Annotated in this window: 17 protein-coding genes; 13 read left to right on the top strand and 4 right to left on the bottom strand. The window is 64.8% G+C overall.

From position 1 onward, the window contains the following. Nucleotides 1–270 precede the first annotated feature (270 nt). From A0W70_RS00645 to A0W70_RS00610, 8 genes are all read left to right on the top strand, one after another. Nucleotides 271–930, top strand: a complete 660-nt coding sequence (locus A0W70_RS00645) for a trimeric intracellular cation channel family protein (protein WP_070987361.1) — start codon at nucleotides 271–273, stop codon at nucleotides 928–930. A gap of 203 nt (nucleotides 931–1133) precedes the next feature. Continuing rightward, nucleotides 1134–1646: a CoA-binding protein gene (locus A0W70_RS00640; RefSeq protein WP_070987359.1), complete on the top strand. Its 513-nt coding sequence runs from the start codon at nucleotides 1134–1136 to the stop codon at nucleotides 1644–1646. Nucleotides 1647–1719: 73 nt separating this feature from the next. Continuing rightward, entirely contained in the window at nucleotides 1720–3081 is a 1362-nt protein-coding gene (locus tag A0W70_RS00635; protein WP_070987357.1) for a selenium-binding family protein, read from the top strand. Next, a complete protein-coding gene (locus A0W70_RS00630) occupies nucleotides 3078–3446 on the top strand; it encodes a 2Fe-2S iron-sulfur cluster-binding protein (RefSeq protein ID WP_217495348.1) in 369 nt (122 codons plus the stop codon). The genes A0W70_RS00635 and A0W70_RS00630 overlap by 4 nt, the downstream gene beginning before the upstream one ends. Continuing rightward, the gene (locus A0W70_RS00625) at nucleotides 3443–3901 is read left to right on the top strand and encodes a CoA-binding protein (protein WP_070987354.1); all 459 of its coding nucleotides are present in this window, start codon (nucleotides 3443–3445) and stop codon (nucleotides 3899–3901) included. The genes A0W70_RS00630 and A0W70_RS00625 overlap by 4 nt, the downstream gene beginning before the upstream one ends. A gap of 2 nt (nucleotides 3902–3903) precedes the next feature. Beyond that, nucleotides 3904–4302, top strand: a complete 399-nt coding sequence (locus tag A0W70_RS00620) for a rhodanese-like domain-containing protein (RefSeq protein ID WP_070987353.1) — start codon at nucleotides 3904–3906, stop codon at nucleotides 4300–4302. An 84-nt stretch (nucleotides 4303–4386) separates the two neighbouring features. Continuing rightward, on the top strand, nucleotides 4387–5205 hold the full coding sequence (locus A0W70_RS00615) for an enoyl-CoA hydratase (protein ID WP_070987351.1): 819 nt from the start codon (nucleotides 4387–4389) through the stop codon (nucleotides 5203–5205). A gap of 23 nt (nucleotides 5206–5228) precedes the next feature. Continuing rightward, nucleotides 5229–6854 carry an acyl-CoA synthetase gene (locus tag A0W70_RS00610; protein WP_070988223.1) on the top strand — a complete coding sequence of 542 codons (1626 nt, stop codon included), beginning with the start codon at nucleotides 5229–5231 and terminating at the stop codon, nucleotides 6852–6854. A gap of 94 nt (nucleotides 6855–6948) precedes the next feature. On the opposite strand, the gene A0W70_RS00605 is transcribed toward A0W70_RS00610, so the two are convergent. Continuing rightward, nucleotides 6949–7665, bottom strand: coding sequence for a hotdog family protein (locus A0W70_RS00605; protein ID WP_083330666.1), 717 nt, complete (start codon nucleotides 7663–7665; stop codon nucleotides 6949–6951). A 183-nt stretch (nucleotides 7666–7848) separates the two neighbouring features. On the opposite strand from A0W70_RS00605, the gene A0W70_RS00600 reads away from it, so the two are divergent. Together A0W70_RS00600 and A0W70_RS00595 are read left to right on the top strand one after the other, a co-directional pair. Continuing rightward, on the top strand, nucleotides 7849–8415 hold the full coding sequence (locus A0W70_RS00600; protein WP_070987349.1) for a TetR/AcrR family transcriptional regulator: 567 nt from the start codon (nucleotides 7849–7851) through the stop codon (nucleotides 8413–8415). Next, a complete protein-coding gene (locus A0W70_RS00595; protein WP_245675777.1) occupies nucleotides 8412–9743 on the top strand; it encodes an MFS transporter in 1332 nt (443 codons plus the stop codon). The genes A0W70_RS00600 and A0W70_RS00595 overlap by 4 nt, the downstream gene beginning before the upstream one ends. Before the next feature lie 69 nt (nucleotides 9744–9812). Here the strand turns inward: A0W70_RS00595 and A0W70_RS00590 are convergent, their stop codons facing one another. Next, the gene (locus A0W70_RS00590) at nucleotides 9813–10718 is read right to left on the bottom strand and encodes a LysR family transcriptional regulator (RefSeq protein WP_070987346.1); all 906 of its coding nucleotides are present in this window, start codon (nucleotides 10716–10718) and stop codon (nucleotides 9813–9815) included. Between the two features lie 128 nt (nucleotides 10719–10846). Between A0W70_RS00590 and A0W70_RS00585 the strand changes: the two genes are divergently transcribed. The 3 genes from A0W70_RS00585 to A0W70_RS00575 all read left to right on the top strand — a co-directional run bounded on the left by A0W70_RS00585 (nucleotide 10847) and on the right by A0W70_RS00575 (nucleotide 12979). Continuing rightward, complete coding sequence (locus tag A0W70_RS00585; RefSeq protein WP_070987344.1) at nucleotides 10847–11713, top strand: pirin family protein; 867 nt, start codon at nucleotides 10847–10849, stop codon at nucleotides 11711–11713. A gap of 64 nt (nucleotides 11714–11777) precedes the next feature. Further along, the gene (gene ycaC / locus A0W70_RS00580; protein WP_070987342.1) at nucleotides 11778–12404 is read left to right on the top strand and encodes an isochorismate family cysteine hydrolase YcaC; all 627 of its coding nucleotides are present in this window, start codon (nucleotides 11778–11780) and stop codon (nucleotides 12402–12404) included. Nucleotides 12405–12661: 257 nt separating this feature from the next. Further along, nucleotides 12662–12979, top strand: coding sequence for a hypothetical protein (locus A0W70_RS00575; protein WP_070987340.1), 318 nt, complete (start codon nucleotides 12662–12664; stop codon nucleotides 12977–12979). Between the two features lie 25 nt (nucleotides 12980–13004). Here the strand turns inward: A0W70_RS00575 and A0W70_RS00570 are convergent, their stop codons facing one another. Next, entirely contained in the window at nucleotides 13005–13478 is a 474-nt protein-coding gene (locus tag A0W70_RS00570) for a DUF427 domain-containing protein (RefSeq protein ID WP_070987337.1), read from the bottom strand. A 134-nt stretch (nucleotides 13479–13612) separates the two neighbouring features. Further along, complete coding sequence (locus tag A0W70_RS00565; RefSeq protein WP_070987335.1) at nucleotides 13613–15649, bottom strand: NADH:flavin oxidoreductase; 2037 nt, start codon at nucleotides 15647–15649, stop codon at nucleotides 13613–13615. Nucleotides 15650–15738: the final 89 nt, after the last annotated feature.

The raw sequence follows: 15738 nt of genomic DNA, 5'->3' as shown, positions 1-15738 counted from the left end.
GCGCCAGTGACGCCCCATGTCCCGATGAGCGACCGGCCACCACTGCCTGAACGCGGCTCCATGATCTACAGTGGCGGGGATGTCGCGGTTTCTGTCCTTCTCCGCAGCGATTCGCTCCGGGCCAGCGTTTGAAAGCATGACGATATCCCACGACTCTACGCGGCAGAAGGCACTGTTTTTCATGGATATGTTCGCGGAACCCGCCCTACCCTCTACGGTTGTCGCCGCAACGGTTCGGTGCAGCGCCCACGCACGGCAGGAGCACGCGCCATGACCGGGGTCGTCTACTGGCTCGACCTGGCCGGAGTGGCCGTTTTCGCGCTGTCCGGCGTGATCGTCGCCTGTCGCTCCCGGATGGACCCATTCGGCATGCTGGTTCTCGCGGCGGTGACCGGAATCGGCGGCGGCACATTGCGCGACCTCGTCCTCGGGGTTCGGCCGGTGTTCTGGGTCACGGATACCACCTTTCTCTGGGTGGTACTGGCTACCGTCGCGCTCGCCAGTGCGGGGTTCCGGTATATGCACCGGTTAACGCGCACCGTGCTCCCCGTGGTCGACGCGGTGGGCCTCGCTCTGTTCACCGCGATCGGCGCGCACAAAGCGCTCCAGCTCGGTGCGCCGGGTTCGGTGGCGGTCGTGATGGGCCTGTTCACCGGCGTGGCTGGCGGGGTAATCCGCGATGTCCTCGCGGATCGGGTGCCGATGGTGCTGCGCGCGGAGATTTATGCGACCGCCTCGATCCTCGGCGGTATCGCGTTCGTCACGCTGCATGCCCTCGGCACGCCGTTCCCGACGACGATCACCGCCACGGTGGCGATCACACTGGGGCTCCGCCTTGCAGCCATCCGCTGGAATCTGCGGCTGCCCATGGTCGCGTGGGTCGTCTGGCCATCCGAGCGTCAAACATCCAACGAAGAAGATCCGCCCTAAGCGGATCCCGGGACGCCACGGGTCCGTTGGAGGGGCTTTCCCCCCGTTGACTCCGCTTGCCTGAGAACCGATACTCGGCCTGTTATTAGACTGATCGATATAAGACCGGAAATCCGCCGGCATTTCGCCCCCGCTGCCCACACCGCGCAGCGCGGTCCAGGGGAGTCGAAAGCCGGCACAGCGACGTCGATGGAGAGCAGCGAATGACGGACACCGACCACGGCGCAGGATATCCCGCAGCCTATGTCGACGGAATTCTTGGATCGGTGAAGACGATCGCGATGGTGGGCGCCAGCGCAGACGAGACCAAGCCCAGCCACCAAGTCCTGCAGTCTCTGACCGAGGCCGGTTACGACATGATCCCGGTCAACCCGCGACCCGATCTCACCGAGATCTACGGGCTCAAGGTGTACCCGTCCCTGAAATCCATCGACCGGCCGGTCGATATGGTCGAGGTGTTCCGCCCCTCGGCAGAGCTCGCCGGAATCGCCAGCGAAGCAGTGGAGATCGGAGCAGGTGTGCTCTGGGCCCAGCTGGGTATCCGGGACGACGAGGCGGCGCACATTGCCGAAACCGGCGGTCTGAAAGTGGTGATGGACCGCTGCCCCAGGATCGAGCTTGCCCGCTCATCGCGCGAGCCAGGCCCGGAGCGCGAGACCCGGCAGACGGACGACGCCGGGTCCGGCTTTTTTCACGCCGCCTCTGGCTTCACCTGACCAGGCGGCTACCTGACACAACATGGCAGGCGCCGGGCTCCGCCGCCTTCCTCAACACGGGACAGGATCGGATATGAACGAAACGGCATGTTGTTGTGGGCCGGGCTACGCATCACCGGCTGAGGCGATGCAGGCGCCACGGGAGAAGCTGCTCTACACCATCGCGATCTACACCGGCACCGGCATCCAGAAGCCGGACTACCTCTGCACCATCGACGCCGATCCGGAAAGCCCGAACTACAGCCAGGTGATCAGCCGCCTGGAGATGCCCGGGATCGGTGACGAGCTGCATCACATGGGCTGGAACGCCTGCTCCTCCTGCCATGGCGACGCCAGCAAGGAGCGCCGCTACCTGATCGTGCCGGGGGTGCGTTCGTCGAATCTCCACATCGTCGATTGCGGCGATGACCCCCGTAATCCAAAGCTGCACAAGGTGGTCGACGGCGACGAGATCAAGCGCAAGACCAACCTGTCGGCGCCCCATACGGTGCACTGCCTCGGCTCGGACATCATCATCTCGATGCTGGGTGACGCGCGCGGCAACGCGCCGGGCGGTTATCTGCACCTGAACGAGGACTTCGAGATCCTCGGTCGCTGGGAAGAGAGCATGGGCGACATCAAGTTCGGCTATGACTTCTGGTACCAGCCGCGCCACAACATCATGGTCAGCAGCGAATGGGCGGCACCCAATACCTTCATGCCGGGCTTCGACCTCGAGGAGGTCGGCCACCTGAAGTACGGCCGCGAACTGCATTTCTGGGACTTCGAAAAGAAGGAGCCGGTGCAGACCTTCTATCTCGGCGAGGACGGGCTGATCCCGCTCGAGGTCCGCTTCCACCACAACCCGGACAGCACGCACGGATTCTGCTGCGCCGCGCTCAGCGCCAACATCATCCACTGGTGGAAGGACGACGACGGCGAATGGCAGTGGGAGAAGGTCATCGACGTCGGCAACGAGCCGCATCCCGACTGGCCGATCCCCGTGCCCGGCGTCATTTCCGACATCCTCCTGTCGATGGATGACCGGTTCCTGTACCTGAATAACTGGCTGCATGGCGACATCCGCCAGTACGACATCTCCGATCCGCATAACCCGAAGCTCACCGGACAGGTCTGGATGGGCGGGCTGCTCGGCAAGGCACCCGAGGTCAACGGCGTCAAGGTCACGGGCGGGCCGCAGATGACGCAGCTGTCGCTGGACGGCAAACGGCTGTACGTCACGACTTCACTGTTCTCGACCTGGGATAACCAGTTCTATCCCGAGATCCGCACCAACGGCGGCTGCATGCTGAAGGTCGACTGTGACCCCGAGAACGGGGGCATGGAGATTGACCCGGATTTCGTGGTCGATTTCGGCAAGGAACCCAATGGGCCATCGCGCTGCCACGAGACCCGCTATCCGGGCGGCGATTGCACGAGCGATATCTGGATATGATGTACACCATTACCCTGGCCAACCGCGGCGGCGCGACCTTCAGGGTCGATGACCGCAGGCCCCTGCTGGACTCCCTGCGCGAGCAGGGAGTCGATCTGCCCTATGGCTGCCGCTACGGGGGGTGTATCACCTGCGCGGCCCGACTGGTGGACGGCGAGGTGGATCAGCGGGCCCAGGTCGCGCTCAACAACCGGCAGATCAACGATGGCTACGTGGTGCTCTGCGTCGCGCGGCCGCAGTCGGATTGCACCCTGGAGATCGGGGTCGAGAGTCACTACCGGCTCTATCGCAACCCCTTCCTGGATCCGCTCGCGTCGCACGAACTCAAGGCCGACATCGCCACGCCGCAGGAGAAGGACGAATGACATACACGAATCATGACGACGGGTATTCCGAGGAATACCTCCAGGAGATCCTGAAGTCGGTCAAGACGATCGCGATGGTGGGCGCCAGCCCCGATAAGACCAAGTTCAGTTACGGCGTGTTGCGGGTACTGAGCGAAACCGGCTACGACATGATCCCGGTGAATCCGCGGCCCGACATCACCGAGATCCGCGGACTCAAGGTATACCCGTCTCTCAAAGCGATCGACCGACCGGTCGACATGGTGGAGGTGTTCCGCGCGCCGGAAGAACTCCCGGCGATTGCCCGCGAGGCGGTAGAGATCGGCGCGAAGGTCCTCTGGGGCCAGATCGGGGTTCGCAATGACGAGGCCGCGCGCATCGCCGAGGATGCCGGGCTGAAGGTAGTGATGGACCGCTGCCCGAAGATCGAGCTGTTCCGTCCTTTCTGGAAACCGAAGCTGCATCTGGGGATTTGACCATGGCGCAGACGATTACGAAGGGCGTGAACGAGCTTCTGGCCGAGGCAAACGCGCGGATCGAGACCATTCCCGTCGATCAGGCAATGGCCCTGGTCGACAGCGACGATCATGTGCTGATCGATCTGCGGGAGTCCGGGGAACTGCGTCGCATGGGCAAGATCCCCGGCGCGGTCGCCTGTCCCCGCGGTATGCTGGAATTCTGGATCGATTCCGATAACCCGGAGCAAAAGGCCGTTTTCGACCAGGACAAGACCTACGTTTTCTACTGTGCCAGCGCCAAGCGCTCGGCCCTGGCGGCCCGGACCGCGCAGGAAATGGGCCTCGGCCCCGTCGCCCATATCGAGGGCGGCTTTGGCGCCTGGGTCAAGGCCGGCGGGCCGGTGGAACAGTTGTCGTAGAACCCGACATGCAGGCGGCGGCCGGCCGCGGTAAACGCAGCGGTTCCGGTCCCGGTGGCATCATCTTAACCGAAGGGCATCGTCATGCAGTCTGAACAACTCGCCGAATCCAATGACATCCTCGTGTGGGAGCAGAGCAATGAAGGCATTCTGCGCCTCACGCTCAATGACGAAAAACGCCGCAACGCCCTGTCCCTCGAGATGCTGGGTCGATTGCGTACGGCCCTCGATCAGGCCGCTGCCGAGCCAGCGGTCCGGGTGATCGTGCTCGCCGCGACCGGTCCCGCGTTCTGCGCCGGTCACGACCTCAAGGAGATGACGCGGGCACGCGAGGCACCGGATCGCGGCCGGGCCTTCTTCGCCGAGACGATGGCCCACTGCTCCGGCGTCATGCAGGCAATCGTGAACAACCCGAAGCCGGTGATCGCGGAAGTCGCCGGCGTCGCCACGGCGGCCGGCTGCCAGTTGGTCGCCAGCTGCGATCTCGCCTATGCCTCGCCCGCCGCCCGTCTCGCCACGCCCGGCGTCAATATCGGGCTGTTCTGCTCCACACCGATGGTCGCGCTCTCGCGCAATGTCGAGAACAAGTTCGCCATGGAAATGCTCCTGACCGGCGATCTGGTCTCGGCGGAACATGCCGCGCAGATCGGGCTGGTCAACCGGGTCGTGGGCGAAGAGGAGCTCACCGAATACACCACCGGGATCGCGCGGAAGGTGGCCTCGAAATCGACTATGACCCTGGAGACGGGCAAGAAGGCGTTCTACCGCCAGCGCGAGATGCCGCTTGCCGATGCTTACGAATACACGTCCAACATCATGGTCGAAAACATGCTCAAGCGTGACGCCGAGGAAGGGATCAACGCCTTCATCGAAAAGCGTGCGCCGCAGTGGTCGGACCAGTAGCCCCGGACCGGATGAGCGATATCATGACCAACCCATTCAATACCGACCTGGATCGCAATCCGGCCAATTTCCAGCCGCTCACACCGCTCACCTTCCTGGAGCGCGCGGCCAGCGTCATGCCGGAGCATGTGGCCATCATCCACGGGTCACAGCGTTACACGTACAGCGAGTTCTACCGTCGCTCCCGCCGCCTCGGATCGGCGCTCGCCGGCCAGGGCATGGGCGGCGGGGACACGGTCTCGGCATTACTGCCGAACGTTCCGCCGATGCTGGAGGCGCACCACGGCGTCCCGATGTGCGGGGCGGTCCTGCATGCGATCAACACGCGACTGGATGCGAACACCATCGCGTTCCAGCTCGACCATGCAGGCTCACGCATCCTGATCGTCGATAGCGAATGGATGCCTCTGGCCCGGGAAGCGCTCGAGCTGACCGAGGTCGATCCCCTGCTCGTCGTATACAAGGATCCGCAATCCTCCGGTGAATACCAGGGCCTCTCGGACGAGATCGACTACGAGTCCTTCCTGGCGCAGGGCGACCCCGATTACGAATGGCTGATGCCCGAGGATGAATGGGACGCGATCTCGATCGGCTACACGTCCGGAACCACCGGCAATCCCAAAGGGGTGGTATCCCATCATCGGGGTGCGTATCTGCTCGCCCAGGGCAATGCCCTGATCGCCAACATGCCGAGACACGCGACGTATCTCTGGACCCTCCCGATGTTCCACTGCAACGGGTGGTGTTTCCCCTGGACGATGTCGGTGGTCTTCGGCACGCACGTCTGTCTGCGTCAGGTGCGCTCCGAGCCGATCTGGAATGCGCTCGCTGAACACGGGGTTACGCACCTCTGCGGCGCGCCCCCCGTGATGTCCCTGCTGGTCTCAACGGAGCCCGAGGTGCGGCGTGAATTGGATCACACGGTGGAGTTCTTCACCGCGGCCGCGCCGCCGCCGGAAAAGGTGCTGTCCGAGATGGAGACGGCCGGGTTCAATGTCACACAGTTGTACGGCCTGACCGAGACCTATGGTCCGGCCGTCGTGAACGAATGGAAGACCGAGTGGGACGCCCTTGATCAGGAGGCCCGCACCGCACGCAAGGCCCGGCAGGGCGTACGCTATACCCCGCTGGAGCGGCTCGAGGTGATGGATCCCGAGACCATGGAGGCGGTCCCCCACGACGGCGAAACGCTCGGCGAAGTAATGTTCCGCGGCAACGTCGTGATGAAAGGCTATTTCCGCAATCGCGAAGCGACCGAAAAGGCGTTTGCCGGTGGCTGGTTCCACTCGGGCGATCTGGGGGTGGTACATCCGGATGGCTATATCCAGCTGAAGGATCGATCCAAGGACATCATCATCTCGGGCGGTGAGAACATCTCATCGATCGAGATCGAGGACGCCCTGTACAAGCATCCGTCCGTGGCCGTCGTCGCCGTCGTGGCCATGCCGCACGAAAAGTGGGGCGAGACGCCGTGCGCCTTCATCGAGCTGGTCCAGGGCCAGACGGCCTCGGACGAGGACCTCGAGAAGCACTGCCGGAGCAATCTCGCCGGGTACAAGATCCCGCGCCGGTTCGTCTTCGAGGCCATCCCGCGAACAGCGACCGGCAAGATCCAGAAGAACGAGCTCCGCAAGCGGGTGGGCGGCTAGGAGCCTGTCCCGGGTCCTCGGACAGGCCCCCGGGGCCCCGCGGGGCCCCTGATTATCGGGACCGCTGCCTGCGGTATTCCCGGGGCCGCCGGCCTCAGGCGGTGATCGAGGACGGGTCCACCACGACCCAGAGTCCTTCGGCCCTGGCCACCAGCGAGCCATCGGGCGCGAATATCGCCGTCCCGCACCTGCGTTTCCGCCCTGCCCCGCTCAGGTCCCAGCCGAGCACCGTGGCCTCGCCCTCCGCCCGAAGGGGAGCGCCGATGCTTACCGTCAGTCTGGCCAGCAATGCGGCCTCGCCCGGGGCACAGGCGAAGTAACCGGGGCAGTCGAGTGCCGCCCACAGGAATTCCGTTGCCACGCGGCCGTGCGCGTCTCCCAGCCCTTCGTGCAGTCTCCAGGGGGCCGCGACCATGCCCTCGTGCCCCTCGACCTGTTGCGGATGGATACACAGGCCGTCCGGATGCTGACGGTCCTTGCCGCAGACGAAACAGGTGGAGAACGGGGCGAACTTCACCGGGCGTCCGGGGGCATCGACCGGATCACCGCCGAGGCGCAGTGGCGCTGGCATGGCTGGCACCTCGAGGTCGAGCTCCGCGGCCTGCGCCCGGCCCACCAGGCGGTCGTCCAGGTGCATTTCCACCGTGCCCCCGGATTCGGTCAGTGCGATCGGCGTATCGAGCGGCGGGGGTATCTTCAGGCTGGCTGCCACGTCGCCCTTGATCCGCCGGGCCATCAATCCACAGACGTAGCCGCCATTGGCGCTTTTCGGCGGCCCTTTGAACCGCGACGGGATGGTCACTGTATCCATTGCAGGGAGTATCCTGGCTTGCGATCGGAGGGTCTTTGTACAGTGCTCACGGACATGGCGCGAATCGAACCGGTCACGAAAAGCAACCGGGTGATGTGCGGTCCCCGCACCCGCGAAAGGACTTGTACTGGCGAGTCCGTGCGGCCAAAATGATTATACTGATCATTATAGTTTGGAACAGCGATGCGTCCCTCGAAACGTGATGCGGTCCTGGATACCGCCGAACACCTCTTCTACCACGAAGGTTTCCACGCCACCGGCATCGATCGGCTGGCATCGGAGGCGGGTGTCGTCCGCATGACGCTGTACAACCACTTCGGCTCCAAGGACGCCCTGATCGAGGCCGTGCTCGAGCGCCGCTACAGCCGCTACATGGACGATCTCCGCGATGCCATGGCGCAGTCCGGACCCGGCAACGCGATTCAGGCGCTGGCCGAACGGCACTGCAGCTGGCTGTCCGAATCCTCGACGCATGGATGCATCGTCATCAAGGCCATCGGCGAGTACGAGAGCCACAACCCGGCCATAGCCGCGCTCGGGCGGCGGCTGAAGCACCGATTACTGACCCTGATTGCCGAAGCCGTCGAGACCGACACCGGCACGCACGACACCGACATGAGTGAGCAGCTCCTGATGATTTTCGAGGGTGCCAACGCGCTGGTGCCCGTATTCGGTTCCGACCACGCCATTCGGCACGTGCACACCCTGCTCGATCATGTCCGTCCCCGCGAATGCCCGGCAGACGCTTGAACACGCCGGCGGAAAACCGCAGGCCACCCGGTTCGCGGCTGAAGACGCTCTCGACGATCGGTTTCGCGATCCTCGGGGCCGGCCTGATTGCGATCAGCTACGGCCTGGCGCGCTTCGCGTTCGGTCTGTTCGTCCCGCCGATGCGATCCGACCTCGGCCTCGGGGCGGACCTGATCGGCCTCATCGGCGCGATCCCCTTTATCAGTTTCGTCTTCGCGACGTTGATCGCACCGCTGGCCGCTTCTCGGCTCGGCGCGCGCAATGCAGCCGTGCTTTCCGGCGGGTTCGGCGTCGGCGGGCTTGCCCTGATGAGTCAGGCGGAGACCGCGCTGGCGCTCGGTGTCGGCGTTGCCGCCTGCGGCGTATGCACCGGTTTGATGATGCCGGCGCTCACCTCGGCCATGCAGGCCGCGGTCAGGCGCTCGATGCATGGACGGGTGACCGCCGTGATGAACGCCGGCACCAGTATCGGCGTGGCCGTCGCCGTGCCGGCCGCGCTGTTCCTGGCCAACGCATGGCGTCTCGCCTACGTGTCCTTCGCGGTCCTGGCAGGCATCGGGGTCCTCGCTGCATGGTATTTCATCCCGTCGGTATCACGCGTCCAACCGGCTGATGCCGAACCGCCGCCCCGGATCGGGCTCATCCAGTGGACACAGCTCATCCGGCTGTCGCTGTTCGCGTTCTCGATGGGGTTCATTGCATCGGGATACTGGATCTTTGCGCCGGACCTCGTAGTCAACCTCAGCGACATGCCCCCGGACCAGACGGCGTGGCTGTGGTTGGCCGTCGGTATCGCCGGCCTCTCGGGTGCGATCATCAGCGACCTCAGCGACCGCAATGGTCCAGCCATTACACACGCCCTGGCGCTGGTGACGATATCGGCGAGCCTCGCGCTGCTGGCGGCCAGCCCTGGCCAATTGTTCCTGGCCATCGTCTCGGCCGTGGTGTTCGGTGTCGCCTATATGAGCCTCAGCGGGCTCTACCTGCTCACCGGCATCCACCTCTCGCCCGGTCGGCCCTCGATGGGCCCGGTGCTGCCTTTCATCGCCATTGCGATCGGACAGGCCGCGGGGGCCCCGGCGATCGGTTTCGCCATCGCGCATCTCGGTTATGCGCACGCGTTCGCCCTGTTCTCGACGATCGGGCTGTTCGTCGCAACACTGTCACCGCTGTATCCGCGGCACTTCGATTACGGCGAAGAGGCCCACGCCGAGACCACGAACGGGGAACACGACGAGGCGGCGACTCCGGCTGACGAACCCGGTCGCCCCGCGACCGATAGCCAGGCGACCGATAGCCCGACGACCGCGGGCGCCCGCCCGGAATGAAAGACGGCACCGGGATCGGCGTAACGCGTCCCGGGTGAAACGTCGCGGGCCCTTGCCCGCAACCCACGCTCAGTCCTCCTGCAGCGCCTGGAAGCGATCCACCAGAAAGTCCACCAACGCCCTTACGGACGGCAGAAGACCGCGCCGGGACGGGAACACGACATGGATGATCTCGCGCGGTGGCGCCCACTCTGGCAGGACGCGAATCAGACGCCCGTCACGCAGGTCCGTGTCGACCATCATGTTCGGGAACTGGACGACGCCGATACCACCCACCGCCGCCGCCCGCAGGGCGGTCATGTTGTGGGTGACGTAGCGGGGGTGGTGCTCGATATCGACAGACTGGCCTTCCGGTCCCACCAGGTGCCAGTGGTACTTGTGCTGCGGGCGTCCCAGCGCGAGGCTCGGCAGGGACTCGAGATCGCCCGGCCCCTCCGGCTTCGGGAAACGCTCCAGCAACGCGGGACCGGCGACGAGGGACTGGCCGCGGTCCGATAGCGGGCGCATCACCAGCTCGCTGTCGGCCAGCGGCGGCGGACGCACCCGTATGGCAAGGTCGATCCCCTCGGCGATCGGTTCGACCGGTCGATCGGTCGCCTCGAGGTGGACGGCGACGCGCGGATGCGCCGCCATGAAACTCGCCAGCATGTCGCCTACGCGCGTCTCCAGCAGGGCGACCGGACAGGCCATGCGCACGGTTCCGCAGGGTTCTTCCCGGCTCTGCTCGACGACTTCCTCGGCGCTCTCGGCCTCGACCAGCATGGCCTTGCAGTGGCGGTAGTAGGCCTCTCCGATTTCGGTCAGCGCCAACGAGCGCGTGGAGCGCTGGATCAGGCGGGCACCCAGCCGCTCCTCGAGCGCCGCAACCCGGCGGCTCAGCTTCGATTTCGGCTCGCCCAGCGCGCGGCTCGCCGGTGCAAAACCGCGATGATCCACCACCTTGGCGAAGTAGTAGAGGTCGTTGAGATCCGGCACGGCCCGTCCCCGTTCCAGCAGTGGAACGCTGCGTTGCCACTCTACCATCTAGTCGGCAGCGCGCCGCACTACCAGACTTCACTCAACAGGTCGAACCGGCCTACAGTCACTCGCATGGAGCAGTCGTCATGAGAAAGATCGCCGAAGTACTGCAGACCCCCGCCGGCCACTGGGTCGGTGACGGTTTCCCCGTCCGTTCCCTGTTCTCGTACAGCGGGGATGTGGAGCGGCTGAGCCCGTTCCTGCTGCTCGACTACGCCGGGCCACACGCGTTCGAACCGGCGGCACAGCCGCGGGGCGTGGGCGAGCACCCGCATCGCGGTTTCGAGACCGTGACGATCGTCTACCAGGGCGAGGTCGAGCATCTCGACTCGACCGGTGCCGGCGGCCGCATCGGGCCCGGAGACGTGCAGTGGATGACGGCGGGCAACGGGATCCTGCATCAGGAGTTCCACTCGCACGAGTTCACGCGCACGGGCGGCCCCTTCGAGATGGTGCAGCTGTGGGTGAATCTCCCGGCCGAGGAGAAGAAAGCCGAACCGGGCTACCAGACGCTCACCGACGCCAGCATCCCCGCCGTTGCATTGCCCGATGCGGACGGCCGGGTTCGCGTGATCGCCGGAGAATTCGCCGGCAGCACCGGGCCCGCGCGGACACGCACACCGATGAACGTGCTGGACATCCGCCTCGCCGCCGGCGAGCGGACTCATCTGTCATTGACCGATGGCTGGACCGCCATGCTGGTAACCCTGCACGGCCCGGTTCTGATCAACGACGACCGGATCCTCCGCGACGCACAGGGCATCCGCTTCGAGCGCAGCGGTGACGACATCGTCATCGAGGCCAACGCCGACGCCACGCTGCTGTTGCTCGAGGGCGAACCGATCGATGAACCGGTCGCCGCATACGGCCCGTTCGTGATGAACACGCAGGAAGAGATCCGCTCCACCCTGGAGGACTTTCGCTCGGGGCGTTTCGGTCGATTGGCCGGCTAAAACGCAAAACCGGGCATAACCACCGGCGCCTGCCTGGCGCCGAGCCATAGCACGGGAGGTAACCATGACCACGCAATACCAGTACAAACCGCTCGACAAGAACGACGCGGCGCTGCTGCTCGTCGATCACCAATCCGGGCTGATATCGCTCGTGCAGGACTTCTCACCGGGCGAGTTCAAGAATAACGTGCTGGCCCTCGCGGCAACCGGCGCGTACTTCGAACTGCCCACGATCCTGACGACGAGCTTCGAGGACGGTCCGAACGGACCGCTCGTGCCCGAACTCAAGGAGACGTTCCCGAACGCGCCCTACATCGCGCGTCCCGGGAACATCAATGCATGGGACAACGAAGACTTTCTTGAAGCAGTGCGCGCCACCGGCAAAAAGCAGCTGATCATCGCCGGTGTGGTGACGGAGGTCTGTGTCGCGTTCCCCGCGCTCGCCGCCATAGAGGAAGGCTACGACGTGTACGTCGTGACCGACGCCTCGGGCACCTTCAACGAAGTGACGCGTCACTCGTCGTGGCAGCGCATGCAGCAGGCCGGTGTCCAGTTGATGACGTGGTTCGCCGTCGCCTGCGAACTGCACCGCGACTGGCGCAACGACATCGAGGGCATCGGTGCGTTGTTCTCCAACCACATCCCGAATTACCGCAACCTGATGACCAGCTACATGGCAAAGAGCGGATGAGGGCGTCCCCGTCCCGGCTGCCGGTTACCGGCAGCCGGGCCCTGAATTCCGGGGCCTGTGTATTCATTGACCGGATTCATCGAGACCCCGTTGTGGCTCCGGATACGAAAAATCCGCGACAGCAGCGAGATCCGGACACCGGCCAGGGACTCCCGGATCGCAGCAGGTCGCATCGTTCAGGCCCTTGCACAGGATTGCGTCAGCGAGGCGCCGTGGACCAGGATATGATTATATCCAGTGGTCGAGAATAGCCGCCAATGGGCAACGGTCAGTCGCGCATGGAAGAGATCATGGCCAGCATGCCGCTGGACCTGCGGCTTGTTGCCGAGACGATCAGGACCTGTGCCACCTCGGAGTTCAGTCGGCGCTGGCCCGACTCGGCCGATGACATGGCGGCCGTGGTCTGTGGCCGCTGGTTGCACACGACGCCGGCGGAGCACATCAGCGCGTCCGACTCCGCACGTTCCCGTATAGACCGCCTGGTGAACGAATCTTTCGCGACACTCGACGACGAACAGATCGCCGCGACGGAGCGCATGTTCGAGAAACTCAGCCGGGCCTGGCGCGAGCAGTAGCCCGGGCGGGGTTGGGCGTCGAAGGTCACCAGCCGGCGGTGCCCGGCCCACCCTTGAACGGTCCTTCGATGCCGCTGGTGATCCAGCCGCCGTAGTAACTGCCGGCCTGGGCCTGCACGCGCTCACCATCGACATAACAGGCGTCGACGCGGCCCGCGTAGAAGGAGACGCAACCGCCGATCTCGCGCTGCGAATCCACCGGTCGCGGATAGGACCAGCAGACATCCGGTATCACCCCGTCATCGATCCGCAGCGACCAATACCGGGCACGGCCCTTGAATTCGCAGAAGGTCACGGTCGGCGACTCGACCAACCGCGTCCAGTCGACCGCGTCCGCCGGCAGGTAGAAACATGGCGGATGGCTGGTCTCGAGCACACGCCAGCCGGCATGGCTCTCCGCGAGCGTGCGGCCCTCGTGCGTGACCAGCAGATGCCGAGTGTTCGGCTCGATTCGAGGCGGCCGCGGGTAATCCCATACGCATTCATTCGGCGGGTTCATCGAGACTCCGTTATGGATCCAGGTGCCAGCGCGAAAGCATTCGGCGGAACCGGCGCTGCGGATGGCGTCTGGTCTCGATAGCCCCAGGAGCCTGTCCGGGAAACCCGGACAGCCTCCTGGGCCCGGAATCCCCCTTACAGGTCCTTCACCAGCCGCAGGGCATCGTAGACGGCTGCATGGGTGTTCCTGGCTTCGACGGCGTCGCCGATGCGGAACAGCTGGAACTCGCCTTCCGGGTTGCGGGTGACGGTCTGGGGTTTGCCCGCAATCAGCTCGTCGTAGTTCACCTCACCACCGTTGCTGGAACGCGGCTTCAGTTCGTAATAGACGTCGGCCATCGGCGTGATGCCGTAATCGACCACGACCTGGTCGACACGCCGTTCATGATCCAGATCCATATAATCACTGGTGATCTTCGCGACCAGTCCATCGCCATCCCGCTCCACGGATTTCAGCCGGTACGTGGGCGTGAAGGTCACGTTGGGTCGCTGCAGGGAGCGCATATATGGCGTGAGATTCATGGCCATGATCTCCGCCGAGAAGTTGCGGTCGGGGGTCATGATCTCGAGCTGCGCACCCGTTTCGGCAATGATCTCCGCAGCCTGCAGGGCGGGATGATCACCGGCATCATCGAACACCAGCACGTTGCTGCCCGGCGCCACGTGGCCGTCGAGGAGATCCCAGGTGTTGACCACCAGGTCGTGACCGACCTCGGGCTGATCGTCGCGGGGGTAGCCGCCGGTCGCCACGATCACTACATCCGGCTTCTCCTGTATGACTTCTTCGGCCTCGGCCATGACGTTGTAGCGGATCTCTACACCGAGCTGCTCGCAGCGCTGCAGCCGCCAGTCGATGATCCCCATCATGTCGCGCCGGCGCTTGCTCTGCGCCGTGAGGCGCACCTGGCCACCGGCATCGGTCCCGGCCTCGAGAACCACGACCTCATGCCCGCGCTCGCCGGCGACCCGGGCGGCCTCCAGGCCCGCCGGACCGGCACCGATGATCACGATCCGGCGCTTTTCGGACGCCTCGGAGATCGTGTGGGGCATGGTGGTCTCGCGCCCCGTGGCCGCGTTATGGATGCAGTAGGCCTCCCCGCCCTGGTAGATGCGATCGAGGCAATAGTTGGCGCCGACGCAGGGACGGATCTCCTCCTCTCGCCCCTGCTGGATCTTGCTCACGATGTGCGGGTCGGCCATGTGGGGACGGGTCATGCCGACCATGTCGACCTTGCCCTCGGCAATGGCATGGCGCGCCGTGGCGACGTCCTGGATCCGGGCGGCATGGAAAGTCGGGAAGTCGACCTCGCGCCGGATCTCCCCCACGAAGTCCAGATGGGGGGCACTGGGCATGCCCTGAATGGGAATCACGTCGGTGAGTCCCGGGTCGGTGTCGATATGACCGCGGACCACGTTGAGGAAATCGACCTGACCGCTGTCCTTCAGACGCCGTGAGATCTCCATCCCGTCATCGGCGGTAAGCCCGCCCGCCAGCATCTCATCGGCGGTGTAACGCACGCCGACGATGAATTCATCGCCAACGCGCTTGCGAATTGCGCTCAGCACCTCAAAGGTAAACCGCAGTCGGTTATCGAGGTTCCCGCCATACGGCTCCTCGAGGGTATTGGTCAGCGGGGACCAGAACTGATCCATCAGGTGGCCATAGGCCTGCAGCTCGATGCCATCGAGGCCGGCGGCGTACATGCGTTCGGCGGCATCGGCATAGTCGCCGATCACGCGCTCGATATCCCAGTCCTCGATCTGCTTGGGAAAAGCGCGATGCGAGGCCTCACGATTGTGCGATGGCGACAATACGGGCAGCCAATCCCCCTTGTCCCAGCGCGTGCGCCGGCCCAGATGCGTCAGCTGGATCATCACGGCGGTGCCGTGTTCGTGACAGGCGTCGGTCAGCTCGCGCATCCAGGGCACCACCTCGTCCTTGTAGGCCAGGATGTTGTTGAACACCGGTGCGCTGTCCCGGGCCACTGATGCCGAACCCGCCGTCATGGTCAGCCCCAGTCCGGCCCGCGCCCGCTCAACGTGATACTCGCGGTAGAGCTCCTTGGGCATCCCGTCCTCCGGGTATGCCGGCTCGTGCGAGGTCATCATGATCCGGTTTTTCAGGGTCAGATTCTTGAGCTTATAGGGCTGCAGCAGCGGGTCGTTCGACATGACCAGTCTCCAACGTGTGGCGCACCCGGAAAAGTCTGCGACGGATGTACAGGGCTGTCAAACCTGTGTACATAGGTGTACTTATCGCT

It is taken from the genome of Halofilum ochraceum (assembly GCF_001614315.2).
Lineage (GTDB): Bacteria > Pseudomonadota > Gammaproteobacteria > XJ16 > Halofilaceae > Halofilum > Halofilum ochraceum.
This window is presented reverse-complemented; position numbering and strand designations above follow the sequence as displayed.

What these genes read in the sequence shown, in the direction of transcription:
- A0W70_RS00645 (WP_070987361.1), top strand. Translation starts at nt 271, where the DNA reads ATGACCGGGGTCGTCTACTGGCTCGACCTGGCCGGAGTGGCCGTTTTC.
- A0W70_RS00640 (WP_070987359.1), top strand. Translation starts at nt 1,134, where the DNA reads ATGACGGACACCGACCACGGCGCAGGATATCCCGCAGCCTATGTCGAC.
- A0W70_RS00635 (WP_070987357.1), top strand. Translation starts at nt 1,720, where the DNA reads ATGAACGAAACGGCATGTTGTTGTGGGCCGGGCTACGCATCACCGGCT.
- A0W70_RS00630 (WP_217495348.1), top strand. Translation starts at nt 3,078, where the DNA reads ATGATGTACACCATTACCCTGGCCAACCGCGGCGGCGCGACCTTCAGG.
- A0W70_RS00625 (WP_070987354.1), top strand. Translation starts at nt 3,443, where the DNA reads ATGACATACACGAATCATGACGACGGGTATTCCGAGGAATACCTCCAG.
- A0W70_RS00620 (WP_070987353.1), top strand. Translation starts at nt 3,904, where the DNA reads ATGGCGCAGACGATTACGAAGGGCGTGAACGAGCTTCTGGCCGAGGCA.
- A0W70_RS00615 (WP_070987351.1), top strand. Translation starts at nt 4,387, where the DNA reads ATGCAGTCTGAACAACTCGCCGAATCCAATGACATCCTCGTGTGGGAG.
- A0W70_RS00610 (WP_070988223.1), top strand. Translation starts at nt 5,229, where the DNA reads ATGACCAACCCATTCAATACCGACCTGGATCGCAATCCGGCCAATTTC.
- A0W70_RS00605 (WP_083330666.1), bottom strand. Translation starts at nt 7,665, where the DNA reads ATGGATACAGTGACCATCCCGTCGCGGTTCAAAGGGCCGCCGAAAAGC.
- A0W70_RS00600 (WP_070987349.1), top strand. Translation starts at nt 7,849, where the DNA reads ATGCGTCCCTCGAAACGTGATGCGGTCCTGGATACCGCCGAACACCTC.
- A0W70_RS00585 (WP_070987344.1), top strand. Translation starts at nt 10,847, where the DNA reads ATGAGAAAGATCGCCGAAGTACTGCAGACCCCCGCCGGCCACTGGGTC.
- ycaC (WP_070987342.1), top strand. Translation starts at nt 11,778, where the DNA reads ATGACCACGCAATACCAGTACAAACCGCTCGACAAGAACGACGCGGCG.
- A0W70_RS00575 (WP_070987340.1), top strand. Translation starts at nt 12,662, where the DNA reads ATGGGCAACGGTCAGTCGCGCATGGAAGAGATCATGGCCAGCATGCCG.
- A0W70_RS00570 (WP_070987337.1), bottom strand. Translation starts at nt 13,478, where the DNA reads ATGAACCCGCCGAATGAATGCGTATGGGATTACCCGCGGCCGCCTCGA.
- A0W70_RS00565 (WP_070987335.1), bottom strand. Translation starts at nt 15,649, where the DNA reads ATGTCGAACGACCCGCTGCTGCAGCCCTATAAGCTCAAGAATCTGACC.